This window comes from Pseudomonas sp. 3296 (assembly GCF_031456615.1).
GTDB classification, from domain to species: Bacteria; Pseudomonadota; Gammaproteobacteria; order Pseudomonadales; family Pseudomonadaceae; genus Aquipseudomonas; species Aquipseudomonas mucoides.
This window is the reverse complement of the sequence record NZ_JAVDUY010000002.1, coordinates 537,387-563,834: the sequence shown is the minus strand read 5'-3', so window position 1 is coordinate 563,834 and position 26,448 is coordinate 537,387. Positions and strand designations below refer to the sequence as shown.

The 26,448-nt window shown below is 59.1% G+C and carries 22 protein-coding genes; 21 read left to right on the top strand and 1 reads right to left on the bottom strand.

Annotated elements, in window-relative coordinates; genetic code table 11:
* Window positions 1-126: 126 nt before the first annotated feature.
* Entirely contained in the window at window positions 127-327 is a 201-nt protein-coding gene (locus J2X66_RS07060) for a hypothetical protein (protein ID WP_310262597.1), read from the bottom strand.
* A gap of 342 nt (window positions 328-669) precedes the next feature.
* Here J2X66_RS07060 and tssA point away from each other — a divergent pair, with 342 nt between their 5' ends.
* From tssA to J2X66_RS06955, 21 genes are all read left to right on the top strand, one after another.
* Complete coding sequence (gene tssA, locus J2X66_RS07055) at window positions 670-2,226, top strand: type VI secretion system protein TssA (RefSeq protein ID WP_310262594.1); 1,557 nt, start codon at window positions 670-672, stop codon at window positions 2,224-2,226.
* Between the two features lie 32 nt (window positions 2,227-2,258).
* A complete protein-coding gene (gene tssB, locus J2X66_RS07050; RefSeq protein ID WP_008150078.1) occupies window positions 2,259-2,762 on the top strand; it encodes a type VI secretion system contractile sheath small subunit in 504 nt (167 codons plus the stop codon).
* A 28-nt stretch (window positions 2,763-2,790) separates the two neighbouring features.
* Window positions 2,791-4,266: a type VI secretion system contractile sheath large subunit gene (gene tssC, locus J2X66_RS07045; RefSeq protein WP_310262590.1), complete on the top strand. Its 1,476-nt coding sequence runs from the start codon at window positions 2,791-2,793 to the stop codon at window positions 4,264-4,266.
* A 13-nt stretch (window positions 4,267-4,279) separates the two neighbouring features.
* The gene (gene tssE / locus J2X66_RS07040) at window positions 4,280-4,687 is read left to right on the top strand and encodes a type VI secretion system baseplate subunit TssE (protein ID WP_027926313.1); all 408 of its coding nucleotides are present in this window, start codon (window positions 4,280-4,282) and stop codon (window positions 4,685-4,687) included.
* A 10-nt stretch (window positions 4,688-4,697) separates the two neighbouring features.
* The gene (locus J2X66_RS07035; RefSeq protein ID WP_310262584.1) at window positions 4,698-5,222 is read left to right on the top strand and encodes a PAAR domain-containing protein; all 525 of its coding nucleotides are present in this window, start codon (window positions 4,698-4,700) and stop codon (window positions 5,220-5,222) included.
* 20 nt (window positions 5,223-5,242) lie between these two features.
* Window positions 5,243-6,172 carry a DUF6402 family protein gene (locus J2X66_RS07030; protein WP_310262581.1) on the top strand — a complete coding sequence of 310 codons (930 nt, stop codon included), beginning with the start codon at window positions 5,243-5,245 and terminating at the stop codon, window positions 6,170-6,172.
* 49 nt (window positions 6,173-6,221) lie between these two features.
* Window positions 6,222-6,638: a hypothetical protein gene (locus J2X66_RS07025; protein WP_310262578.1), complete on the top strand. Its 417-nt coding sequence runs from the start codon at window positions 6,222-6,224 to the stop codon at window positions 6,636-6,638.
* A 112-nt stretch (window positions 6,639-6,750) separates the two neighbouring features.
* Window positions 6,751-8,538, top strand: coding sequence for a type VI secretion system baseplate subunit TssF (tssF, locus tag J2X66_RS07020; protein WP_310262576.1), 1,788 nt, complete (start codon window positions 6,751-6,753; stop codon window positions 8,536-8,538).
* Entirely contained in the window at window positions 8,502-9,509 is a 1,008-nt protein-coding gene (tssG, locus tag J2X66_RS07015) for a type VI secretion system baseplate subunit TssG (RefSeq protein WP_310262572.1), read from the top strand. Before tssF ends, tssG begins: the two co-directional genes overlap by 37 nt.
* 13 nt (window positions 9,510-9,522) lie before the next feature.
* Complete coding sequence (gene tssH, locus J2X66_RS07010) at window positions 9,523-12,171, top strand: type VI secretion system ATPase TssH (protein ID WP_310262569.1); 2,649 nt, start codon at window positions 9,523-9,525, stop codon at window positions 12,169-12,171.
* Between the two features lie 10 nt (window positions 12,172-12,181).
* Entirely contained in the window at window positions 12,182-13,699 is a 1,518-nt protein-coding gene (locus J2X66_RS07005) for a sigma 54-interacting transcriptional regulator (RefSeq protein WP_310262566.1), read from the top strand.
* 93 nt (window positions 13,700-13,792) lie between these two features.
* Window positions 13,793-13,933, top strand: a complete 141-nt coding sequence (locus tag J2X66_RS07000; protein WP_007894589.1) for a hypothetical protein — start codon at window positions 13,793-13,795, stop codon at window positions 13,931-13,933.
* Window positions 13,934-13,950: 17 nt separating this feature from the next.
* Window positions 13,951-15,147, top strand: coding sequence for a type VI secretion system-associated FHA domain protein TagH (gene tagH / locus J2X66_RS06995; RefSeq protein ID WP_310262562.1), 1,197 nt, complete (start codon window positions 13,951-13,953; stop codon window positions 15,145-15,147).
* A 5-nt stretch (window positions 15,148-15,152) separates the two neighbouring features.
* Window positions 15,153-15,653, top strand: a complete 501-nt coding sequence (tssJ, locus tag J2X66_RS06990) for a type VI secretion system lipoprotein TssJ (protein WP_123433135.1) — start codon at window positions 15,153-15,155, stop codon at window positions 15,651-15,653.
* Between the two features lie 2 nt (window positions 15,654-15,655).
* On the top strand, window positions 15,656-16,987 hold the full coding sequence (gene tssK, locus J2X66_RS06985; protein ID WP_310262558.1) for a type VI secretion system baseplate subunit TssK: 1,332 nt from the start codon (window positions 15,656-15,658) through the stop codon (window positions 16,985-16,987).
* Window positions 16,988-16,992: 5 nt separating this feature from the next.
* A complete protein-coding gene (icmH, locus tag J2X66_RS06980; RefSeq protein WP_310262555.1) occupies window positions 16,993-17,868 on the top strand; it encodes a type IVB secretion system protein IcmH/DotU in 876 nt (291 codons plus the stop codon).
* A 13-nt stretch (window positions 17,869-17,881) separates the two neighbouring features.
* Window positions 17,882-21,406: a type VI secretion system membrane subunit TssM gene (gene tssM / locus J2X66_RS06975; protein ID WP_310262552.1), complete on the top strand. Its 3,525-nt coding sequence runs from the start codon at window positions 17,882-17,884 to the stop codon at window positions 21,404-21,406.
* Window positions 21,406-22,134 carry a serine/threonine-protein phosphatase gene (locus tag J2X66_RS06970; RefSeq protein WP_310262549.1) on the top strand — a complete coding sequence of 243 codons (729 nt, stop codon included), beginning with the start codon at window positions 21,406-21,408 and terminating at the stop codon, window positions 22,132-22,134. Before tssM ends, J2X66_RS06970 begins: the two co-directional genes overlap by 1 nt.
* On the top strand, window positions 22,131-23,132 hold the full coding sequence (locus J2X66_RS06965) for a serine/threonine-protein kinase (RefSeq protein ID WP_310262545.1): 1,002 nt from the start codon (window positions 22,131-22,133) through the stop codon (window positions 23,130-23,132). Before J2X66_RS06970 ends, J2X66_RS06965 begins: the two co-directional genes overlap by 4 nt.
* Before the next feature lie 28 nt (window positions 23,133-23,160).
* Complete coding sequence (tssI, locus tag J2X66_RS06960) at window positions 23,161-25,380, top strand: type VI secretion system tip protein TssI/VgrG (RefSeq protein WP_310262542.1); 2,220 nt, start codon at window positions 23,161-23,163, stop codon at window positions 25,378-25,380.
* Complete coding sequence (locus J2X66_RS06955; protein WP_310262539.1) at window positions 25,377-26,387, top strand: DUF2515 family protein; 1,011 nt, start codon at window positions 25,377-25,379, stop codon at window positions 26,385-26,387. The genes tssI and J2X66_RS06955 overlap by 4 nt, the downstream gene beginning before the upstream one ends.
* The last annotated feature ends 61 nt before the right edge of the window (window positions 26,388-26,448 follow it).

Sequence of the window (26,448 nt, the reverse complement as noted above, 5' to 3'; positions counted from 1 at the left end):
CTTGAGCTGAGAACGGAGAAACGTGCGCTGTCAGAGACGTGTTTGGTCTGCGTAGGCACCTGCACGCTATCAACACATCAGAAGGGTAGATGTAGGGCGCAGCCGGAAGCGATGTCCGAAACTTCCTTATTTCAGAATATTGCGTTGCAGTTGCCCGCGAAGTTCATGCAATTGCCCGGTGTATTGCCGAACTTGAGTATCTGCTCCAATTGAAAGTGCTATCGTTTCGATGGCACTTTTTTGTGTGTTCATTGTCTGATCGCGTTTTTTAAAATTTCGAAAACATTTCGGAGCTTTCCTACATTCATCCTTGCTGATTGTTGGCATGCTGCACACCTCCTGCGGGGCGATGGCAGTCAATAATCTGCGTCAAGGTCAACAAACCGCTCTACCTCAATGGTTTCAGGGGGGGCGCATGAAGGCTTGAATATTAAAACGACATCAGGGGATCCCCTTACGCATATAGGGATATCTCTGATGAGAAATAAACAACACTTCATCTTGTTGTTTAATCAGATGCTTGCTAGTGGCCATCATTGTGATTACGATGCGCGCACTTGAAAGAGCACGAACTCAATTGGATGAGACTCATCGCAGCTCTTTGATACTGTCCCGCGCCGCTGGAATACTCTTTTGGCGTATGACTGTAATCCTAAATAAAGGCCATGGATGTCCTACTCGAGCAAACTTTCCGCGCATTATCTCGAACTCGCAAAAGTCTCTGTTTCCAAAGAGAATTTCGCGGGCGAGGACGTTCGCTTTTCAAGCGAATATGAAGCCCTGGAAAGCGAGCTGGCGAAAGCCTCGTCCATGCACGAAAGCGGTCAAATCGACTGGCTGAAAATCCGTGAAAACAGCGAAAGCCTGCTGCGTACCCAGTCCAAGGATTTGCGCGTTGGCGCCTGGCTGACCTGGGCTTTGTACCAGCGTGAATCGTTTCAAGGACTGCTGGCCGGCCTCGGTTTGCTGCATCATTTGTCAGAACATCACTGGGCCGAAGTCCACCCGATCAAGGCCCGAACCCGCTCCGCCGCGATCAGTTGGCTGGTGCCGCGTCTTGAGCAGGTGCTGACCGAAAACATCGCGATCAAAGAGCAGTTGCCGATGTTCCGGCGGCTGGTCGAACACCTTGAAGGCCTCGATGCCGCTTGCACCGAGCACTTGGGCGACGACGCGCCGCTGCTGCTGCCGATCTCCCGCCGCCTGAAAAACATGGTGCAGCGCGCTGCTGATAACCAGCCAGAACCCGGTGTGGTCGGCGCCGCCGTCGCCCAGGTCAAACAAGCCGCCACGCAGTTGTTCACCCCCGGCGCACCGATCGATAACGAAAAAGAAGCCCACAAGGCCCTGCGCGCCCAGCAAGAGAGTGCGCGGCCTTTGTGTGCCTGGTGGCTCAAGCAGAAAGCCACCGACCTGCGCGCCCTGCGCCTCAATCGCACGTTGCTGTGGTTGCCCATCGACGCCGTCCCCGAGCGCAACGCCGAGCAAATCACCGTGTTGCGCGGCTTGCCGGCGGACAAGCTCAAGGCCTATCAGGACCGTTTCGACCAGGCCAAATACGCCGACCTTCTGGTGGAACTGGAGGCGAGCCTGGCGAAGGCGCCGTTCTGGTTCGATGGCCAGCGAATGGCGTGGGAATGCCTTCAGGCCTTGAACGCCGAGATGGCCATGCGCGAAGTGGAAATCCACTTCGCGCTTTTGATTCAGCGCCTGCCCGGCATCATCGAATTGCGTTACCACGATGGCGCGCCGTTCGCCGATCCGGCCACCCGCGCCTGGATCAGCGCCCACGTCATGCCGCACCTGCAAAGCGCCAGTGCGCCACGCAAGGTCGAAGTGGCTGACACGCAGCCGGCGTGGGAGCTGGCTCTCGAAGAAGTCCTGCCGATTTTGCGCAAGGACGGCCTCAAGGCTGCCGTGCAAATCCTCAAGCAGGGCCTGCAAAGCGCCCAGGGTGGGCGTGTTCGATTCTTCTGGCAGTTCGCCCTCGCGCGGCTGTGCTTCATGGCCAAGAAATACGAACTGGCCAAGACCCAGTTAGAGACCCTCGACCAAACATTACAGGACTCAGGCCTGAACGCCTGGGAGCCCGATCTTGCGCTGGAAGTGCTGCATTTACTGCATAGCTGCTGCGAGTTGTTGCCGCAGAACCATGCCGTACGTGAACGCAAGGAAGAGATTTATCGCAGGCTGTGCCACCTCGATCTCGAAGTGGTACTCGAATAGGCCCCCGGGCCACAACCGCAAGGAGAATAGCCATGGCCAAAGAAGGCTCGGTAGCCCCCAAGGAACGCATCAACGTCACTTTCAAACCTGCCACCGGTGGTGCTCAGGAAGAGATTGAACTGCCGTTGAAACTACTGGCAATCGGTGACTACACCCACCGCAAGGACGAACGCAAAGTCGAAGATCGCAAGCCGATCAGCATCGACAAGATGACCTTCGACGAAGTGCTGGCCAAGCAAGAGCTGACCCTGACATTGAACGTGCCGAACCGTCTTCAGGAAGAGGGCAGCACTGAAGAGTTGGGCGTGCAACTGCGCGTCAACTCGATGAAGGACTTCAACCCGGCCTCGCTGGTCGAGCAAGTGCCTGAGCTGAAAAAACTGATGGAACTGCGCGACGCACTGGTGGCCCTCAAAGGCCCGCTGGGTAACGCGCCTGCGTTCCGCAAAGCCATCGAAGGCGTTCTCGCCGACGACGAATCCCGCGGTCGCGTACTGGGTGAGCTGGGCCTGAACGCCGCAGCCCAGGACGCCTGAGTCTCCATCAGCCAAGGAAGCCAACACCATGAGCACTAGCGCAGCACAGCAAAAGAGCAACGAGAACGGCGAATACAGCATTCTCGACAGCATCATCGCCGAAACCCGCCTGACGCCGGACGACGAAGCCTACGACATCGCCAAGCGCGGTGTGTCGGCCTTCATCGAAGAGCTGCTCAAGCCGCAGAACAACGGTGAGCCAGTCAAGAAGGCCATGGTTGACCGCATGATCGCCGAGATCGATGCCAAGCTCAGCCGCCAGATGGACGAAATCCTGCACCACCCGTCCTTCCAGTCCCTGGAATCGTCGTGGCGTGGCCTGCAGTTGCTGGTTGACCGCACCAACTTCCGCGAAAACATCAAGATTGAAATCCTCAACGTCTCCAAAGACGACCTGCTGGACGATTTCGAAGATTCGCCGGAAGTGATGCAGTCTGGCCTGTACAAGCACATCTACACCGCTGAATACGGTCAGTTCGGTGGTCAGCCGGTTGGCGCGATCATCGCCAACTACTTCATGTCCCCAAGCTCGCCGGACGTGAAACTGATGCAGTACGTGTCCAGCGTTGCCTGCATGTCCCACGCGCCGTTCATCGCCGCGGCCGGCCCGAAATTCTTCGGCCTGGAAAGCTTCACCGGTCTGCCGGACCTGAAGGATCTGAAAGATCACTTCGAAGGCCCGCAATTCGCCAAATGGCAGAGCTTCCGCGAGTCGGAAGACTCCCGTTACGTTGGCCTGACCGTGCCGCGTTTCCTGCTGCGTAACCCGTACGATCCGGAAGAAAACCCGGTTAAATCGTTCGTGTACAAAGAAACCGTCGCCAACAGCCACGAACATTACCTGTGGGGCAACACCGCCTACGCGTTCGGCACCAAGCTGACTGACAGCTTCGCCAAATTCCGCTGGTGCCCGAACATCATCGGCCCACAGAGCGGTGGCGCGGTGGAAGACCTGCCGTTGCACCACTTCGAAAGCATGGGCGAAATCGAAACCAAGATTCCTACCGAAGTATTGGTTAGCGACCGTCGTGAATATGAACTGGCCGAGGAAGGCTTCATCTCCCTGACCATGCGCAAAGGCTCCGACAACGCAGCGTTCTTCTCCGCAAGCTCGGTGCAAAAGCCGAAGTTCTTCGGCATCAGCGCAGAAGGCAAGGCCGCAGAGCTGAACTACAAGCTCGGCACCCAACTGCCGTACATGATGATCGTCAACCGCTTGGCTCACTACTTGAAAGTGCTGCAGCGCGAGCAACTCGGTTCGTGGAAAGAACGTACCGACCTCGAGCTGGAACTCAACAAGTGGATCCGCCAGTACGTGGCCGACCAGGAAAACCCGAGCGCCGAAGTCCGTGGCCGTCGCCCACTGCGCGCTGCCCAGATCATCGTCAGCGATGTCGAAGGCGAGCCGGGCTGGTACCGCGTCAGCCTTAACGTGCGCCCGCACTTCAAGTACATGGGTGCCGATTTCACCCTGTCGCTGGTTGGCAAGCTGGACAAAGAGTAAACGGAGCTAACTCATGACTGGATACGGCAGCCTTTTCGAACGCCTGGGTGGCGACGCGGACAAACGCGTCGGCTGGAGCCGCGAGGTTTCCGCCATGGCGTCCGTGGCTGCCCATCTGGCCAAGATGCTCAGCACCCGTGCGGGCAGCGTGCAAACGCTGTCCGATTACGGGCTACCCGATCTCAATGACATGCGTCTGAGCCTGCACGACTCCCTGAGTCAGGCGCGTCTGGCCATCGAAAATTTCATCGAAGCCTACGAGCCACGCCTGAGCAATGTGCATGTCATCTCCCTGCCGCGGGACCACGATCAGCTTCGCCTGTCCTTCAGCATCGAAGGCCTGCTGGAAGTGGATGGTTTCAAGCGTCAGGTCAGTTTCGCCGCGCGCCTGGATGGCAGCGGTCAAGTCAAGGTCAACTAAGGAGATTCGTATGTCCGGCAAACCCGCAGCACGTGTCACCGACCCCACCGCTTGCCCGCTCCCCGGCCACGGCACTAACCCGATCGTCGCCGGCTCCGGCGATGTGTTCTTCGACGGCCTCGCGGCCGCCCGCCAAGGCGATGCCTCGGCGTGTGGTGGTGCGATGTCGGGCGGATTGGCGACGACGGTTTTGATTAACGGTAAACCGGCCGCCACGGTGGATTCCGTCGGGACTCATGGCAACAAGGTTACGGCCGGGTCCGGGACGGTGATTATCGGGAATTCGCATTCGCCGGTGCCGTTTGTGGCGCCGTTGCCGGTGGAGATTCAGTGGCCGTTTAACGAGCATTTTGTGATCAATTGCCAAGACACCGGGAAGCCGTTGGGTGGAGTTGCATACAGTCTCAAAACAGCCTCGGGAAAAATAATCAGTGGTGTCACAGGCGCCGACGGCAAGACGCAGAAAATTTCGTCATCGGAAGCTGAGACGTATGAGTTGATTATTGAGCAGCAATCCGAAGTTGTAATTGGATAAGACGAGTGAGGGTTTTTGATATGGCGGATACAACAATAGCTTCAAGTCTGACACCAGCGAGTAATCAGGCTGGTAAGTCTGCAGTTGTTCGTCAATTCAAAATCACAGATATACCTGGCGCGATGGATAAAATGAAATGGCCAGTTGCTGCGAAGCTCATGCGCCATTGGTTCAATGGCAAGCCATGGCCAACCACAGACGGCGCTATGAGCAAAGAGGTCAAAGACCACGACGCTCTTGCAGACGTCAATTATGTAGAAGATACCATCGTGAAAATGGCTTGGCTGATGCGGTTTGAACCTGCCAAGGCTGTAATTGAAGAGTTGAAGTCTGTTTGGGATAATCCTGCTGGACGAAAAAACATAAGCAAGAAAGTCAAAGATAAGTATCTTGGCTTGACTCCAGGCGTTTACCCTTTCAAGTTTGAAAGTGCCAGAAAGGTTGAAGAGTTCGGATACAGTAATAATCGAGCGGTCAAATTCGGCTTGATAGAGAAAACCGATGAGCTCCGGGCTGCGCTGGCAAATTTTAACGTTCGCGTATTTCCAGAAGGGAAGTTAGTCGTCTCTGTAGATAGCATCCAACTATTTGTTGAGCGTATCGGCTTTTATGCTGAGGATGCCTACGACTTCAATGATGGACCGGAAGATAATTTCAGTCAACCACTGGGTTTTTGGAATTTTGATGGGGTAGCCAACCCTGCCTATGCAGCCACTGCAAATGCCGGCGCGGCGCAGATGAGGTCAGACATTGCGTCGAATCCGTATCTCAGTGCCGAAGACTCTCAAGCTATGTTTAAGGAAATAGACAGTGCGCGCTATTTTTATATTACGAACTCCCACTTTGTGAAGTATCGGGCTGAGTTCGGTAAGGGTGGCGACTTTCAGGTTTTATCTGATGTGCACTATCAGAGTATTCCATTAACAGTTATTAACGTTTGGAATAAATAATGCGCACATTTAGCGTTGGTGTGGTTGCGGAAAATGTGGGTGTTGAAAAATGATTACGTTTGGCAGGAAGTGGTTATGGTCTATCAGTCTCTCGTTGGTGCTGTTGTTTGCATTGCTTGTTTATTGCGTAAACGCAATGCTTGGATTTCCTGCAAGTACAACTAAGGCCAGCCCTTCAGGAGATTACGTAATTGAGAATGTGCGTGTCGGCAGAATTTTCATGCTTGGCGGTATGGCGTACTTAAGAATTATTGATTCTAAGGATTCAGCCAAAGTATATCGAAGCCCGTTGTACGATACTCAATCGCTAGATATGCGTGCGTACGAGGATGATAACGAGGTCGGTATTACTTGGATCGACTTCAACAAGAAAAACAAAGTGTTCACGGTTTCCATGCCGCAATGGGAAGAAAGTTGGCTGAATGTCTTTATCAGTAATACGCCGTATGAGGTTATTCCTAATTGAGGCGGATGAATCCCTCTCGATGACTACTTTGGTGCGAATTAAGCTCACTAAGTGAACGACGGCTTATGTCAGCGCGGGAATTTACTCTAAATTATGATCAGGCAACCACACGATGTCCTTTAACCACTACTACCAAAGCGAACTCACCGCACTTCGCCAGTTAGGTCGCCGTTTCGCCGAGCGTAGCCCGGCGTTGGCGCCTTTCCTGGGTCAGGCCGGGCGGGATCCGGACGTGGAGCGGTTGCTGGAAGGTTTTGCATTCCTGACCGGTCGCCTGCGCCAGAAGCTCGATGACGAGTTGCCGGAGCTGAGCCACTCGTTAATGCACCTGCTGTGGCCCAACTACATGCGGCCGCTGCCGGCGTTCAGCATTCTGCAGTTCGACCCGCTGAAGCGTTCGGGTCCTGCGTTGATGGTCGAGCGCGACACTCCGGTTGAGAGCGTGCCGATCGATGACGTGCGTTGCCGCTTTCGCACCTGCTACCCGACCGAAGTTCTGCCGCTGGATCTGGCCGCGCTGAATTACTCGGTGAAGGGCGACGGTTCGTTGTTGAGCCTGCGTCTGGAGATGAGTGCTGACGGTCACCTCGGCGAACTGGAATTGAGTCGCTTGCGTCTGCACTTCGCCGGTGAGCGCTACATCAGCCAGATGCTTTACCTGAGCCTGCTGCGCAATCTGGAAGGCATCGAGCTGATCCCGCTGGATGGCGACGGCAAGCCTATCAACGGGGTGAGTGGCCAGCCGATGGCGTTCAAGATGCCCGGCGACCGCGTGCAGCCGGTGGGTTTTGCCGAAGAAGAGGCGTTGATCCCGTATCCGCTGAACACCTTCCGCGGCTACCGCTACCTGCAGGAATATTTCGCCTTCCAGGACAAATTCCTCTTCGTTGATATCAACGGTCTGGACCTGCTCAAGGCACTGCCGGAAGACACGCTCAAGCAAATGCGCGGCCTCGAATTGCGTTTCGATATTCGCAAGAGCGGCATCATGCGTATGCGTCCGACCCTGGATAACGTGAAGCTCTACTGCACGCCGATCGTCAACCTGTTCAAGCACGATGCACTGCCGATCCGACTCGACGGCAAGCAAGACGAATACTTGCTGCTGCCCGCCGAATACGACCTGCAAAACTGCGGCGTGTTCTCGGTGGAAACCGTCACCGGCTGGAAGCCCGGCGGCCTCGGTTACCAGGAATACGTGCCGTTCGAATCCTTCGAGCACGACCCGAGCTTCGACGTGCCCAACAGCCGTCCGCATTACAGCATCCGCCAGCGTTCGTCTTCGTTGCACAACGGCCTCGACACCTACCTGAGCTTCGGCATCCGCCACACTGAAGCTCACGAAACCCTGTCGATCGAGCTGATGTGCACCAACCAGAACCTGCCCAAAAAACTCAAGCTCGGTGACATCTGCCAGGCCTGTGAAGAGACGCCGGAGTTTCTCAGTTTCCGCAACATCACCCCGGCTACCCCCAGTTATGCGCCGCCGCTGAACCGTGACTTCCTCTGGAAGCTGATCAGCAACATGTCGCTCAACTACCTGTCCCTGGCCGACGTCAATGCGTTGAAGGTGATTCTCGAAACCTACGACCTGCCGCGCTACTACGACCAACACGCGGAAAAAGTCAGTAAGCGCTTGCTGGGAGGGCTCAAGTCGATCAAGCACCAGCACGTTGATCGGTTGCACCGAGGGTTGCCGGTACGCGGGTTGCGCACCGAGCTGACCATCGACCCGGAAGGGTATATCGGCGAGGGCGACCTGTTCGTTTTCGCCTCGGTTCTTAACGAGTTTTTCGCGCTTTACGCCAGTCTCAATTCGTACCACGAGCTGCGAGTAAAAAGCACACAGGGAGAGGTGTACCAATGGACACCACGTATGGGCCTTCAGCCGCTTCTTTAAGCGGGCTGACCCGAGGAATACGCGAGTACTCGCTGTTTCAGGCCGTGCTGCTGGTGGTTGACCGGCTGCGCGAGGCCCACCCGCACCTGAGTCAGGACGATTTGTACGACCAGCTGGAATTCCAGGCCAACCCGAGCCTGGGTTTCCCTGGCAGTGATGTCGATCGCGTGGAGTTTTTCCACGAGCACGGGCAGATGCGCGCGCGCCTGCGTTTCAACCTGATCGGCCTGGTCGGTTCCGGTTCGCCGCTGCCGGCGTTCTACGGTGAACAGGCCCTGGGCGACAGCGAAGACGGCAACCCGACCCGCAACTTTCTTGACCTGTTCCACCATCGCCTGCAACGGCTGATGCTGCCGATCTGGCGCAAATACCGCTACCGCGCGAGCTTCGAAAGCGGCGCGCTGGACCCGTTCTCTTCGCAGCTGTTTGCGTTGATTGGCCTCGGTGGCGAGGAGATCCGCAAGGCTGGCGAGCTGAACTGGAAACGCCTGCTGCCCTACCTCGGCTTGCTCAGTTTGCGGGCGCACTCGGCGGCGCTGATCGAAGCGGTGCTGCGTTACTACTTCAAGCACGCCGAGCTGACCATCGAGCAGTGCATCGAGCGCCGCGTGGAAATCCTCGATGAGCAGCGAAATCGTTTGGGCCGCGCTAACAGCCTGCTCGGCGAAGACCTGGTGCTGGGTGAACACGTGCGCGACCGCAGCGGCAAATTCCGCATTCACATCCGCGAACTCGACTGGCAACGCTTTCACGAATTCCTGCCCATCGGTTTCGGCTACCAACCGTTGTGCGCGTTGGTGCGTTTTACCTTGCGTGACCCGCTCGATTACGACATTCGCCTGGTGTTGCGCCACGAAGAAATCCCGGAACTGCGCATCGGTGAGCAGAACGCCTGTCGCTTGGGTTGGACCAGTTGGCTGGGCCGCGAAAAAGCGGACGGCGTGGTGACCCTGGGCAGCAAAATTCATTAAGGACAGATGACCCATGATCAACGTAGACCTGCAACAACTTATCCAGGCGCTGGACGCCGAAACCCGTCGTGATCTGGAAAGTTCGGCCGAGCGTTGCGTCGCCCGTGGTGGCAGCAAAATCCTCGTCGAAGACTTGCTGCTCGGCCTGCTGGAGCGTCCGCAAGGCCTGCTCGCACGCGCGCTGCAAGACGCCGAAGTGGATGCCGGCGAACTGAGCGCCGCGTTGCAATCGCGGGTCGAGCACAGCGCCTCGCGCAACCCAGTGTTCGCCCCGGAACTGGTGCAGTGGCTGCAAGATGCGTTGCTGGTGGCCAACCTTGAGCTGGGCCAGAGCCAGGTCGAGCAAGCGGCATTGATCCTTGCGCTGCTGCGCAACCCGATGCGCTATGCCGGCAGTCGCTACCAGTCGTTGCTGGCCAAGCTGAACATCGAGCGCCTGAAAGAATTCGCCCTGTCGCAGAAAGAGCAACCGGCCACCGGCAAACCCGCTGTGCCGGGCGAATCGCTGCTGCAGCGCTTCACGCACAACCTCACTCAACAGGCCCGCGACGGCAAACTCGACCCGGTGCTGTGCCGCGATGGCGCGATCCGGCAGATGGTCGACATCCTTGCCCGTCGCCGCAAGAACAACCCGATCGTGGTCGGTGAAGCCGGTGTGGGTAAAACCGCCATCGTCGAAGGCCTGGCCTCGCGCATCGCCGCCGGTGAAGTGCCGCAAGTCCTGAAAGGCGTCGAACTGCTGTCGCTGGACATGGGCCTGTTGCAGGCCGGCGCCAGCGTCAAAGGTGAATTCGAACGTCGCCTCAAGGGCGTGATCGACGAAGTCAAAGCCTCGCCGAAACCGATCATCCTGTTCATCGACGAAGCCCACACGCTGATCGGCGCGGGCGGCAATGCCGGCGGTTCCGACGCGGCCAACCTGCTGAAACCGGCGCTGGCCCGTGGTGAGTTACGCACTATCGCGGCGACCACTTGGGCCGAGTACAAAAAATACTTCGAGAAAGACCCGGCGCTGGCCCGTCGTTTCCAACCGGTGCAACTGCACGAACCGACCGTCAGCGAAGCGGTGACCATTCTCCGTGGTCTGGCTCAGGTGTACGAGAAGAGCCACGGCATCTACCTGCGCGATGACGCCGTCGTCTCCGCTGCCGAACTGTCCGCCCGTTACCTCGCCGGTCGCCAACTGCCGGACAAAGCCGTCGACGTACTCGACACCGCGTGCGCCCGCGTTCGCATCAGCCTCGCCGCCGCTCCGGAAAGCCTTGAACGCCTGCGTGGTGAACTGGCCGAAGGCGGTCGTCAGCGTCAGGCCCTGCGCCGCGATGCCGAAGCCGGTTTGCTGATCGATCACGAAGCGCTGGACGCGCTGGAAGCGCGGCTGGAAGAAGCCGAAGACGAAAGGGCGGCGCTGGAAACCCTGTGGACTGAACAGAAAGAACTCGCCGAACGCCTGCTGGACCTGCGCCAGCAACTGGCCAAGGCGCGTGAAGCCGCTGCCGTCGAACCCATCGTCACGGTTGAAGAAGACGCTGAAGGCACTGTGATCGAAACCCTGCCGGTCGACGAAGCGAAAAGCGTCGAAACCCTCGAAGCCGCGCTCAACGACACGCACAAAACCCTGACGGCACTGCAAGTCAAAGAACGTCTGGTGAGCTTCGAAGTCTGCCCGCGTCTGGTCGCCGAAGTGATCAGCGCCTGGACCGGCGTACCGCTGGCGCAACTGGCCCGCGAACACAACGCCAAGGTCGCGAGTTTCGCCACTGATCTGCGCACGCGTATTCGTGGTCAGGAGCAAGCCGTTCACGCCCTGGACCGCTCGATGCGCGCCACCGCTGCCGGCCTGAACAAACCGGACGCCCCGGTTGGCGTGTTCCTGCTGGTCGGCCCGAGCGGCGTCGGCAAGACCGAAACCGCGCTGGCCCTTGCTGACTTGCTGTACGGCGGTGATCGTTTCATCACCACCATCAACATGTCCGAGTTCCAGGAAAAACACACCGTCTCGCGCCTGATCGGCGCACCGCCGGGCTACGTCGGTTACGGCGAAGGCGGCATGCTCACCGAAGCCGTGCGCCAGAAGCCGTACTCGGTCGTGTTGCTCGATGAAGTCGAGAAGGCCGATCCGGACGTGCTCAACCTGTTCTACCAAATCTTCGACAAAGGCGTGGCCAACGACGGCGAAGGGCGCGAGATCGACTTCCGCAACACGTTGATCCTGATGACCTCGAACCTGGGCAGCGACCGCATCAGCGAACTCTGCGAAAACGGCGCACGGCCGTCTGCCGAAGTGCTGGAAGAAACTATTCGCCCGGTGCTCAGCAAACACTTCAAGCCGGCGCTGCTGGCGCGGATGCGCGTGGTGCCTTACTACCCGGTCGGCGGCCCGGTGCTGCGCGAGCTGATCGAAATCAAACTCGGTCGTTTGGGCGAGCGCCTGAACCGTCGTCAACTGGACTTCACTTATTCCCAGGACCTCGTCGATCACTTGGCCGAACGCTGCACCCAAAGCGACAGCGGCGCGCGCCTGATCGACCATTTGCTCGACCTGCACGTGCTGCCGCTGGTGGCCGACCGCTTGCTCGACGCGATGGCTACCGGTGAAAGCCTCAAGCGTGTGCATGCCACGCTCGACGGTGACGCCAGCGTGACCTGCGAGTTCGCCTGAGGTGGGTGTGATGTTCACTCAAGTGCCGCAACCGCTGGTCTATGCCGAAGCCTTGCTGGCGCAGTTCGCCAGCCTGTCGCGCGCGGCGGACGGGGCTGCGCTGCTGGGTGACTTCGTGCGCGGTCTGGCCGAGCTCAGCGGTTGCGAACTGACGCAGCTGTACTTGCTGGACGCGACCCACACCTGCCTGGGAATGAATGCCGAGTGCCTGAACGGCATCCTGCAACCCCGGGAAGCGGCGAGCCTGCCGGCGGATTACAACGGTGAACAATTGCTGCAATTCGCCCTGTGCCAGAACCGTGTGGTGAGCCTCTGTGAACTGAGCGGCAGCCTGCACGAAACCAGCTTCCTGCCACCGCAAGCCACGCCTTGGCAGTCGTTGTTGTGCGTGCCGTTGGTCAATCAGCAGAAGTCGGTTGAAGGCCTGCTGCTGTGTGCCAGTCGCCGGCACATCGACCTGCAAGGCTTCGCCGATTCCCTCGGTCAGCTGGGCTCGTTCGTGCTCGGCCAACTGCACCTGCTGCAACGGTTGCGTCAGCCGAGCGGTGTTTCGCGGCCTGCGCCGGTCAGTGTGCCGAGTGCCAGCGGTTACGGTTTGATCGGTAAAAGCTCGGCCATGCGCCAGACCTATTCGCTGATCAGCAAAGTCCTGCACAGCCCATACACCGTGCTGTTGCGCGGCGAAACCGGTACCGGCAAGGAAGTGGTCGCACGCGCCATCCACGACTGTGGCCCGCGTCGCTCCCAGGCGTTCATCGTGCAGAACTGCGCGGCGTTCCCCGAGAACCTGCTGGAAAGCGAGCTGTTCGGCTATCGCAAAGGCGCTTTCACCGGCGCTGATCGCGACCGCGCCGGGCTGTTCGATGCGGCCAATGGCGGCACCTTGCTGCTCGATGAAATCGGCGACATGCCGTTGTCCCTGCAAGCCAAGCTGTTGCGGGTTTTGCAGGAAGGCGAGATTCGTCCGCTGGGTTCCAACGACACCCACAAGATCGATGTGCGCATCATTGCCGCGACGCATCGGGATTTGTCGGTACTGGTCAGCGAAGGCAAATTCCGCGAGGACTTGTACTACCGCCTCGCGCAATTCCCGATCGAGTTGCCGGCCCTGCGCCAGCGCGAAGGCGACATCCTCGACCTGGCCCGGCACTTTGCGGAAAAGGCCTGCTCGTTCTTGCAACGCGATGCGGTGCGTTGGTCTGACGCGGCGCTGGATCACCTGTCCGGTTATGCCTTCCCCGGCAACGTGCGCGAACTCAAAGGCCTGGTCGAACGCGCCGTTTTGCTGTGCGAGGGCGGCGAGTTACTGGCCGAGCATTTCTCCCTGCGCATGGAGGCCATGCCCGAAGACAACAGCCTGAACCTGCGCGAACGCCTGGAGCAGGTCGAACGCAGCCTGCTGCTCGATTGCCTGCGCAAAAACGACGGCAACCAGACCCTCGCCGCCCGCGAACTCGGCCTGCCACGACGCACGCTGCTGTACCGCCTCGGGCGCCTGAATATCAACCTGGGTGACTTCGATGGGTAGGTCAATGACCGTCGATTTCACCTCATTCGCTTCTGATAGCGCCGCCCAATCGGGCCGGCGCTTTGTGCTTTGTCTATCCCTGGAGACCCTCTGATGCCTGTTCGTCACTGGCAAGCCGTCCTGCTGACCCTCGTCGTTCTATGCGGCCTCGGCGGCTGTAGCGGCAATTACAAATACAACGACAACACCTATCGCCCATTGGGTGATCCGCAGGCGGTCAATCGCGGCAAGTGACCGCAAGGAGTATCACCATGGAACTGGTTTTCGAAATGCTCAACACCAAGCAATTCGTGCCCACGGACTTGTGCCAAAAGACCTTTAAACAGGCCGGTGGCGTGATTGGCCGGGGTGAGGATTGCGACTGGATCATTCCTGATCGCAAGCGGCACCTGTCCAACCACCACGCGTTGATCAGCTACCGCGAAGGCACGTTTTTCCTGACCGATACCAGCAGTAACGGTATCCAGGACAGCGAAAGCGGCGCGCGCCTGCGCAAGGGCGAAGCGATGCGTATCGAGCACGGCAGTGTCTATGTGCTGGGTGATTTCGAGATCCGCGCGCGGCTGGTGCGGGACCCCGCGACCTTCGACGTCGAAGTTGGCCGTCCGCAAGCGGCCGGCAGCATCATTCCGGATGACGCGTTCCTCGACCTCGACCCGCTCAATGCACTGGATCAACAAGAACGCGTGTATTCGGAAATCGAGCAATTGATCTCCCCGAGCACCACCCTCTCAGACACCCGTCAGCGCGCCGACTACGCGCGCATCGACATGGAAAGCCTGATGGTCCCGGAGCTGATCAATGCCCCGGCCGAACCCGCACCAGCCCCAGCGCCGAAAGCGGTCGAACGTCAGAGCGAAGGCTTCTGGGAGCATTTCGGTGCCGCGCTCGGCGTAGACCTTAAAGGCCTCGACCACGATGCTCGCGAAGCCCTGGCGCTGAATGCGGCACGCTTGCTCAAGCAGAGCGTCGGCGGTTTGCAGCAGAGCCTGCGCACCCGCAGCGAACTGAAAAACGAACTGCGACTGGCCCAGACCACCGTGCAAGGCTCGCAAAAGAACCCGCTGAAATTCGCCGTCGATGCCGGTGAAGCGCTGGGCATTTTGTTGCAGCCGAACAAGCCGGGCCAGTTGCCGGCCGAGCAAGCGATCTCCCGCGCGTTCCGCGATTTGCAGGCGCATCAGGTCGCGCTGCTGACCGCCAGCCGCGCCGCCGTTCGCGGCACGCTGGAGCACTTCTCGCCACAGCAATTGACCCTGCGTTTCGAGCGCGACAACAAGCCGTTGCTCGCTACCTCGGGCAGTCGCTGGAGAGCCTACGGTCGTTATCACCAGGCCCTGCGTCAGGACGATGACTGGAGCGAACGCCTGTTGGCCCGTGACTTCGCTCAGGCCTACGAAGAGCAGATCCGCCTGATTTCCACCCTACACACCGACCACCAAGGATGATGCGCATGTCTCGCTGCTCGACCGCTTTTTTCAAGACGCTGACGGCGCTCATGGCCCTGGTGCTGTTGGCCGGCTGCTCGTCGCTGTCGCCGTATTCGAAAGTCACCAAGCTCAACCTGAAACTGACCGCCAGCGATCAGCTGAACCCAGACCTCAACGGGCGTCCGTCGCCGATTGTCGTGCGCCTGTTCGAGCTCAAGCACCCGGTGACCTTCGAAAACGCCGACTTCTTCAGCCTGTATGAACGCGCCAAGGAATCCCTGGCCCCAGACCTGGTGGCCAGCGAAGAACTCGAATTGCGCCCGGGCGAAACCGTTGAGCTGAAACTCAGCGTGGAGGAGGGCAGCCGCTACGTGGGCGTGCTCGCCGCCTACCGCGACCTGCCGGAAACCAAATGGCGCTACACCGTGCAAATCACCCCGGTGGAAGTCACCGACGCTGACCTGACGCTCGATCAGGCCGGTATCCGCAGCAGCCTCGAAACGCTCGCCAAGGCGGATGACTGATCATGAATAACCATAAAGTCATTTGGCAGGAAGGCATGCTGCTGCGCCCGCAGCACTTCCAGCACAACGATCGCTACTACGATCACCAGATGAAGACCCGCACCCAGTTGCTGGGCAGTTACACCTGGGGCTTCCTCAACCTGGACATCGACTTGCAGTTCCTCAACATGGGCAAACTGGTGATCAGCCAGGCCTCGGGGATTCTGCCGGACGGCAGCCTGTTCGAACTCGGTGGCAACACCGAGCCGCTGGCGCTGGACGTGCCGCCGAACACCGGCAACACGCCGATCTACCTGGCGTTGCCGCTGGTCACCGGTAACCACATTGAGGCACGCCGTGCGGAGCAATCCGACGTGCTGGCGCGCTACACCGCGTACGAAGCGGAAGTCGCCGATTCCAACGCCGGCGACGATTCCGCCAGCCAGGTCAGCTGCGGCCGCCCGGACTTCAAACTGTTGCTCGGCGAGCAGCAGAGCGACCAGGCTTACGTGAAGCTGAAAATCTGCGACGTGCTCGACACCACGCCCGACGGCGTGATCAGCCTCGATCCGGATTTCGTGCCGACTTACATTCAGGCGCATGCCTCCAGCTACTTGCTGTCGTGCCTGAAAGAAGTGATCAGCATGCTCGGCCACCGTGGCGACACCATCGCCGAGCGGATCCGTTCCAACGGCAAGGTCGGTGGCGCGGAAGTCGGCGACTTCATGATGCTGCAACTGATCAACCGCACCGAACTGCTGCTGCGCCACTACCTCGGCCTGGAACAGGTTCACCCGGAAGAGTTGTACCGCACGCTGCTGACCATGCTCGGCGATCTGGCGACGTTTTCCAGCGACAGCAAACGCCCGCGCCTGGACAGCCGTTACCAGCACAGCGACCAGGGCGCGAGCTTCCGCAAGCTGATGGAAGCGATCCGCCAGGTGCTATCGATGGTGCTGGAACAGCACGCCATCGAACTGGTCCTGCAAGCGCGTCAGTACGGGATCATCGTCTCGCCGTTGCACGACCACAAACTGCTGGGCTCGGCGTCGTTCGTGCTCGCGGCCAGTGCCAACTGCGATTCCGAAGAACTGCGCCATCGCTTGCCGGCGCACCTCAAGGTCGGCCCGGTGGAGCGCATCCGCCAACTGGTCAACCTGCACCTGCCGGGCATCAAGGTCAAACCGTTGCCGGTGGCCCCGCGGCAGATCGCGTTCCACTCCAACAAAACCTATTTCATTCTCGAACTCAGTTCCGAAGACCTGGCACAACTCGAGCGCTCCGGCGGCTTCGCGTTCCACGTGTCCGGCGAATTTGCCGAGCTTGAACTGAAATTCTGGGCCATCAGGAACTGACCGACATGATCAAGGACATGGAACATACCCAGGACGACAAAACCGTCCTGCTCGACCGCCAGGGCCACGGCCCAGCTTCGAGTCCGCTGACAGATTTCGCTGCACCGCCGCGTTTTGAACAGCTCGAAGAACGGATGATTTATGCCGCGCGCCTGCGCCCGGCCGAAGCCTTCAACATCAGCCTCAATTCGCTGGTCGCAGCGGCGTCCGACTTGTTGTCGGAAGTGGTGCGACTCAAGCACAGCGACACCCGCGAAGACATGTACGCGCTCAACGAGCGACTGACTGCCGGGCTGAAGCTGTTTGAAGTGCGGGCGCTGCACAACGGCGCCGAAAGCAGCCAGGTGATGGCCGCGCGTTACGTGCTGTGCACCGTGGTCGACGAAGCCGTCGTGACCACGCCGTGGGGCAACGAAAGCGAGTGGTCGCAGATGAGCCTGCTCAGCAGCTTCCACAACGAAACCTTCGGTGGCGAAAAATTTTTCCAGCTGCTGGATCGCCTGTCGAAAAACCCGGTCAAGCACCTGCCGATGCTGGAGTTGATGTACCTGTGCCTGTCCCTCGGTTTCGAAGGCAAGTACCGCGTACAAGCGCGCGGCATGCTCGAACTCGAAGGCATCCGCGATGCCTTGTATCGTCAGATTCGTCAGTTGCGCGGTGACGTGCCTCGCGAACTGTCGCCCCATTGGGAAGGCTTGAACGATCAGCGCCGCAGCCTGGTGCGCATCGTGCCGGCGTGGATGGTGGTGCTGTTCACCGTGGTTTGCCTGGTGGTGATGTATTCGGGTTTCGCCTGGGTGCTCGGCGAGCAGCGCGACACCGTTCTGCAACCTTTCCAGCCGCTAGATCCGGCCGCGGTCCAGCCGCAGTCGCAGCCGTAAACAGGGACGTGTCATGAAAAAGTTTTTCAAGAAAGTCGGCGCATTCTTGCGCAAGACCTGGGTCTGGACTTTGCTGGTGGTGCTGTTTGTCGCGCTGCTGGTGTGGTTCGTCGGGCCGCTGCTGGCGGTGGATGACTACAAGTTCTGGGAAGGTTCGACCTCGCGCTTGCTGACCATCAGCGTGCTGTTCCTGATCTGGGGCCTGACCATGGTCTTCGTCAGCTGGCGCGCCGGTGTGCGTAAAAAAGCCATCGAAGACACCGAAGACGGCCAGGATCGCATCCGCCGCGAAGAGCTGATCGACGAAGAAGAGAAAGAGTTGAAGGTGCGTTTCAAGGACGCCCTGAAAACCCTCAAGACGTCGAGCCTGTATCGCGGTCGCAGCGAACGCTGGCGCAGTGACTTGCCGTGGTATTTGCTGATCGGTCCGCAGGGCAGCGGCAAGACCAGCCTGCTGGACTTCTCGGGCCTTGAGTTTCCGATCAACAAGATCGACCGCAAGCTGACCCGCGACACCCTCGGCACCCGTCATTGCGACTGGTACTTCGCCGACCACGGTGTGCTGATCGACACCGCCGGGCGTTACCTGACACAGCCGGATGCCGAAGTCGATGGCAGCGCCTGGAGCACCTTGCTCGACCTGCTGCGCAAGCGTCGCCGCAACCGTCCGTTGAACGGCGTGCTGGTGACCATCCCGGTTGAATTGCTGCTGGGCAACACCGAGCAGGACCTCGACACCCTGGCTCGCCAGGTGCGTGCGCGCTTGCAGGACGTGCATCAGAAACTGCACGTTGATGTGCCGGTTTATCTGGTGCTGAGCAAGGCCGACAAACTGCTTGGTTTCGACGAGTTCTTCGATCAACTGACCCGCGAAGAAAGCGATCAGGTGCTCGGCACCAGCTTCCGCAAAGAGCAGAGCGGCACTGACGTCGCCGTCCTGCGCGCCGAGTTCGAAGAGCTGCTGCGTCGCCTGAACAGCCAAGTGATCATGCGCATGCACCAGGAGCGCGACACCCAGCGCCGTGGCCGTATCCTCGATTTCCCGCATCAACTGGGGCAGATCGGCGAGCGCCTGTGCCTGTTCGTCGACATGGCATTCACCGGCAACCGCTACCAGCGTGTCAGCCAGTTACGTGGTTTCTACCTGACCAGCGCACCGCACCTGACCCAGGAAATGGACCAGACCACCGCCGGCATCGGCGCCAATCTGGGTATGAACGCGGGCGTGCTGCCGACGTTGCGCAGCGGCCGTTCCCGCTTCATCCATCATTTGCTTAGCCGGGTGATTTTCCCCGAGGCCGATCTGGCCGGTCTGGACAAGCGCGAACGCAGCCGCATCCATTGGGGCCAACGCGCCCTATACGTGGGCGCGCTGGCGGCATTGGCGTTGTTCGGCATGCTCTGGGCGGGCGGTTTCTCCGCCAACTACGAGCGTCTGGAAAACCTGCGTAACCTGGCCACCAACTGGACGCAACAGCGCTCGGCCCTGACCGCGCGTGATGATTCCATGGCCGTGCTCAAAACCCTCGACACCAGCTATGCGGCGACCCAGGTCTTCCCGAAAAAAGGCGACGTGAGTTACCACGAGCGTGGCGGTCTGTATCAAGGCGAAGACGTCAATCCAGTGGTCAAGAACGCCTACGAGCGCGAGCTTGAAGCGCAACTGCTGCCGAAAGTCGCGACGCTGCTGGAAGGGCAGATCCGCGCCAACATGCGCGACCGCGAACGCCTGCTCAACAGCCTGCGCGCGTACCTGATGCTGAACATGAAAGACCGTCGCGACGGCCCATGGCTCAAGGATTGGGTCGCCACCGAATGGTCCCAGCGTTACGCCGGCAACACCGCAGTGCAGAACGGTCTGAACACACACTTCGAGCGCTTGCTCCAGCAACCGTTTATCTACCCGCTCAACGATCAACTGGTGGCGCAGGCACGTCAGATCCTGCGCAGCGAATCGCTGGCCAACGTGGTTTACCGGATGCTGCGCGAGCAGGCCCGCAACCTGCCGGAATACCGTCTCAGCCAACATTTGGGTCCACAAGGCTCGCTGTTTGTCGGCACCGATTACGTGATCCCGGGTTTCTACACGCAACAGGGTTATCAGCAGTATTTCTCGGTTCAGGGCAGTGCGCTGGTCACCGACATTCTGCGTGACAACTGGGTGCTGGGCGAAGGCTCGGGCATCAGCGGCATGGACTTGCGTCGCCTGATGGTCGAACTGGAGCAACTGTACTTCCGCGACTACGCCAACTTCTGGAGCGAAGCAGTCGGCCAGGTCGCCCTGCCACCGATCAATGACGCAGGTGAGGGCGCCGAGCAACTGGCGGGCCTGACTTCGGCCAACTCGCCAGTACTGCAACTGCTGGTGGAAGTGCGCGAGAACACCCGTTTCTCGGTGATCGCCGACAATGCTGATGAAGCGGCCGAGGCGGCTGAGAAACTGGGCGAGAAGGGCGGCAAGCTCGGCAAACTCGCGGCAGCCGCGGCGGATAAAGCCGCGGACATGACCAAGAACCTGCCGGACACCGCGAAGAAATCCCTGCAACGTCGCTTCGAACCGCTGCACCGTTTGCTGGATGACAACAACGGCCCGGCCGCTGATTTGACCCCGGCCCTGACGGCGCTCAACGACCTGCAAATGCAACTGGCGAGCCTGGCGCGTGCCAGTTCCCCGGAGCAGGCCGCGTTCGAAATGGCCAAGACCCGCATGAGCGGCCAGCGTGATGCGCTGAGCAACTTGCGCAATGCCTCGAACCGTCTGCCGCGTCCGGTCAGCGTGTGGTTCAACGTCCTGGCAGAAGACACCTGGCGCCTGGTGCTGAACGATTCCTACCAGTACCTGAACCAGCGTTATCAGAGCGAGCTGTACAGCTTCTACGGCAAGGCGATCAACAAGCGTTATCCGTTCAGCGCCCACAGCACCAGCGACGTGGCGATCAGCGACTTCCGCGAGTTCTTCAAGGCCCAGGGCATCAACGACCGCTTCTTCGAGACCTACATGCGTCCGTTTGTCAGTGGCGATCCAGGCAACTACCGCCTGCGCACCATCGACGGTCACAGCATGCCGATCTCCAAGGTCTACCTCGACCAGATGGCCGCGGCCCAAGTGATCCGCCAGAGCTTCTTCTCGGTCAACCCGGCCGAGCCGCAAGTGCAGTTCAAACTGGAGCCGTACACCCTCGACCCGGCTGTCAGCCGTTCCGAGTTCAAGTTTGGCGACAAGACCATCGAATACCGCCACGGTCCGATTGTGCCGGTGTCGTTCAAATGGCCGACCGACGCTGAAGACGGTCGCACCAGCCTGGTCCTCGACAAAATGGCCGGGCGCCCGATCGGCATCGAAAAGAACACCGGCCCATGGTCGCTGTTCCGTCTGTTCGACCTGATGCAGACCGAGTACCTGAACGGTCGCGACGTGATGGTCCTGAAAGCTGACGTGGGTGGCCTGCGCGCCAATTACCTGCTCAGCAGCCAGCGCACGCCGAACCCGTTCGACATGGGCGTGCTGCGCACCTTCCGTATGCCGGTGCAGCTCTGATGCTGGTTGCCAGTCCCTGGCGCAGCGCTGCGCGTACCGATCCGGGCAAGGTTCGGGCGCGCAACGAAGATGCTTTCCTCGACTGTCCACAGCAGGGGCTGTGGGTGGTCGCGGACGGCATGGGCGGTCATCAGGGTGGCGACATCGCCAGCCAGTTGATCGTCGCCAGCCTGGCGGAATTGCCGGTGGAGGACGACTTCGACGAACGCCTCAAAGGCATCCGCCAGTGCCTGCACTGGTTGAATCGCCGCCTGGGTCAGGAGTTGACCGTCACCGCCGGGCGCCATGACAGCATCATGGGCAGCACCGTGGTGGCGCTGCTGGTGGAAGGCAATCGAGCGGCCTGTATCTGGGCCGGCGACAGCCGTTGCTACCTGTGGCGCGGCCAGCGTTTGTATCAGCTGTCCAAGGACCATTCGCTGCAACAGCAACTGATCGACGAGCAAAACATGAGCGTCGAGGACGCCCGTGCGCATCCATCGGCCCATGCCCTGACCCGTGCGGTCGGGGCGGCTGATGTGCTGACGCTGGACGTGCTCGAACTCGAGGTTTACCCCGGCGATACGTTTCTGTTGTGCAGCGACGGTTTGTACCAAGGGCTCAGCAGCGATGCCTTGGGCAACGCCCTGAGCCTGACCGCGCCGCACGTTGCGCTGGAGCGTCTGTTCGACGGCGCCTTGCGTGGCTCGGCCCGGGACAACCTGACTGCCGTGGTGATCCGACAATGACCCAACTCATGCCGCCGCTCGACGACCTGCTGGTGACCGACGAGGAAGCCAATAACCTGACTTACTTTGCGTTTGCCAAATCTCATCAGGCGGAACCTGCGCTGGCGCCAACCAAGGCCAGCATCGGCGAAATGCCCGACGTGCTCGCAGGCCGTTACCGCATCGAGCGTCTGCTCGGTGCCGGCGGCATGGGCGCGGTTTACCGCGCACGGGACTTGCTGAGCGAGCAGTTCGGCGATCCCGACCCTTACATCGCGCTGAAAATCCTCAGCGAAGAATTTGCCGAATCGCCGGACGCCAGCGCCTTGCTCTACAGCGAGTTCGCCCTGACCCGACGATTGCGCCACGACAACGTGCTGCGCTTCCACACCTTTGAAGTGGACACCGACTGCCAGCGCGCCTTCATCACCATGGAACTCATGCGTGGGCTGACCCTGGATAAATTACTCTGCGAGCGCCCCCTGGGCCTGCCGTGGAAAGAACTGCGCGACATCGCGCTGCCGCTGCTCGACGCGCTGGCCTACGCCCACGCTCGCGGCGTGCTGCACGGCGACATGAAGCCAAGCAACGTGATGCTCAGCGAAGAAGGCGTGCGCCTGTTCGACTTCGGCCTCGGCCAGGCCGAAGAAGGCATCCTGCCCGGCCTGCCACACCTGAGCCGCGATCGCTTCAACGCATGGACCCCGGGCTACGCCGCACCGGAGCTGCTCGAAGGCCAACCGCTGTCGGCCAGTGCAGATGTCTACGGCGTGGCCTGCGTACTCTACGAATTGGCGGGCGGCAAACACCCGTTCCGCCGCTTGCCGTCGACCGAAGCCCGCGACGGCCACCTCGAACGCGAACTGCACGCTCCACGGAATCTACCGAAACACTGCTGGCCAGCCCTGCGAACGGCGCTGGCTTTCGATGCGGCCAAGCGCACCATCACCGCCGCCCAATTGCGTGACGCCCTGGGCGCCACTTCGTCTTTGCTGCAACGCCTGCGACTGCGGGCGTAACGGATGACTACCGAACAGGGAGCAAGCAATGTTCAACTCCGCTAACGAAACGCATTTCAGCCTCACAGTCGAAGACTATGCCGGCGACCTGCAAGTGCTGTCGTTCACCGGCACCGAAGGCATCAGCCAGCCGTATCGCTTCGACCTGGAACTGGTCAGCGAAAACCCCGACCTGGACCTGGAAAAGCTCCTGCACAAGCAGGCGTTCCTCGCATTCGACCCGAAAGGCAGCGGCATCCACGGCCAAATCTACCGCGTCGCCCAAGGCGATGCCGGCAAGCGCCTGACCCGTTACAAAATCTCCCTGGTGCCGCACCTGCAATACCTGCATCACCGCACCAACCAGCGCATCTACCAGCAGATGTCCGCGCCGAAAATCATCGCGCTGATCCTCGACGAGCACGGCATCAAGGGCAACGCCTACCGCTTCCAGCTCAGCCAGCCGTGCCCGGATCGCGACTACTGCGTGCAATACGACGAAACTGACCTGCACTTCGTCCAGCGCCTGTGCGAAGAGGAAGGCATTCACTACCACTTCCAGCACAGCGACAAAGCCCATCTGCTGGTCTTCGGCGACGACCAGACCGTATTCCCGAAGCTCGGCCAGCCAACCGCGTATGTGCAAGGCAGCGGCATGGTCGCCGACGAGCCCGTCATCAAAGGCTTCAAACTGCGCCTGGAAACCCGCACCGGCCGCGTCACGCGCCGCGACTACGACTTCGAAAAACCACGCCTGCAGCTCGAAGCCGCCTACAAACCCGACGGCGAAAGCACCGAACCGGATCTGGAAGATTACGACTACCCCGGCCGCTTCCTCGACCGCGCCCGCGGCAAATTCCTCAGCCAACGCGCCCTCGAACGCCACCGCGCCGACTACCAGCAAGCCGAAGGTCACGGCGACCAGACCAGGCTGATCAGCGGCCACTTCCTGGAAATGTCCGACCACCCGCGTACCGAGTGGAACGACCTCTGGCTGCTCACCGAAATCGTCCACGAAGGCAAACAACCGCAAGTCCTCGAAGAGTCCGTGACCAGCGACACCACCGACAACAAAGACGACTTCCACCAGGGCTATCGCAACCGCTTCCTCGCCACCCCATGGAACGTCTTCTACCGCCCCGCGCTGGAACACCCAAAACCCCGCGTCCTCGGCAGCCAGACCGCCATGGTCACCGGGCCCAAGGGCGAAGAAATCCACTGCGATCAGTACGGCCGCATCAAAGTGCAATTCCACTGGGACCGCGAAGGCCAGGCCGACGACAAAACCAGCTGTTGGATGCGCGTCTCTTCGAGTTGGGCTGGCGACCGTTATGGCGCCATCGCCATCCCGCGCATCGGCATGGAAGTGCTGGTGACCTTCCTCGAAGGCGATCCCGATCAGCCGCTGGTGACTGGGTGCCTGTATCACAAGGAAAATCAGGTTCCGTACGACCTGCCGGCGAACAAAACCCGCACCGTATTCAAAACCCTCAGCTCACCGGGGGGCGGCGGGTACAACGAACTGCGGATTGAAGACAAGAAAGGGGCCGAGCAGATCTTTATTCATGCCCAGCGCGATTGGGATGAAAACATTGAGCATGATCAGAAGATTCGGGTTGGGAATGAACGGCATGACACGGTGGAGAAGAACACCTACACCGAGCTGAAGGCTGAAGAACATCGCACCACGATTGCTGATCGCAAGGTTGAAACGCGGCTGGATGATCACCTGACGATTGGGCAGAACCAGCATGTGAAGTTGGGGACTGCGCAGCTGACTAGTGTTGGGAAAGAGATTCATCTGAAGGCTGGGGACAAGATTGTCATCGAAGCCGGGATGGAGCTGACAGTAAAAGCAGGTGGCAGCTTCATCAAGCTGGATGCGGGCGGGATTACGGTTGTTGGGCCAATAGTGAAAATTAATGCTGGCGGGTCGGCGGGGAGTGGGACCGGGATCGGTATTGTGTTACCAGGATTGCCGTTGATTGCGGATCAAGCTCGGGCTGGGAACGTACTGAAAAACGAGGCAGTAAAAAATTATTACGAGAAAGTTAAGTTTGTCACTAGTTCTGGCGATGCGGTCGAAGGCTTGAAAGCAGCATTCATTCTGCCTAGCACAACCTCCCCACTAATTTTCAGAAGCGACGCAGATGGGCATTCTCCACAAATTAAAGCGGAGTCAGTACAAACAGCTGAAGTCCATCTTGTTTGGGATGATTTTGGTGTCCCTGAAGGGGCAGATGACTTTGAACGGAGCCGAAAAAAATGAGCAGTGCACCCAGCCCTGTGGCGAAAGTCGAGATTAACAAAGCCAAATCTGATCCTCCACAGGAGGTTGAAGTTAACTGCGGGCACTTGTGGTCCTTGGCACAGTCTGAGGCGATAAAGCGACTGAGTACCTACCGAAAGGAGTTCCACCTGTTCGGTGATCAAAAATGGATGTTGGAGTGTGACTTTAGTACTCGCGCTGCTCGTATAGCGGGTGTATATGCTTCCTTCTATTTGGAGACGGAGTCTGGAGGGAATGAAGCATTTAAGGGACGATTTTATTGGATGGGATTGGCCGCCTTCGCGAGTAAACAGGTAATGTGCGGGCTCGATTTTACAAAATTGGTCACTTATGCATGGCCTATAACTAAACCAGCGGTCGATATTGGTAAAAATGGCCTCGGTAAGGGTAATTTCTGGTTGTTTCAAGATATATTTTGTTGGCACTGGTTCTATAGCCAGTATCCAAAAAAATTTGAAAAGTGCTCAAGTGCCCGCAACATTGACAAGTTTGAAGTGCAAATCAAGAATGCTGTAAGAGCGTTGCCTTGGGCGCAGGAATCCATAGGTGTTATCGATAATTTCAAAATAAAAGATGAAATAACTGACGCTTTTTTAAATGTAAGTAAGGCAGAAGAGAAACCGCCTGGCAAAGAGAGGCAGGGTTTCCAGTACAAATCATTGATTGCGACAGCCAATCATGAACAGTTAAATATTCTTCAACCTCTTATATACGAAGATCCGGTTTTCAAGAAAATTCTTGATGTTCAGAAAGCATCGGAAGGAGTACCGCTCATGCCTCTTCGCTCAGCCGCATTTTCAACGGCTTGTGATGTAAAAGAGCCGGACTTGAGAGAACAGATGGATGCTGGTGATTTGTACAGCGCGCAAAATCGGATGGATTTTATTCAGCTGATTGCCGATAAATACCATGGTCTTATGATAAATAGAAAAGGATATATGGAAGGCATGATTGCTGAGATTTCCGGGTGGAGAAATAGAACTTGAAGTGGTACTGGATATTGCCGTTTTTATGTCTCGTTGGATGCGATAGCGCCGAAAATGAAGG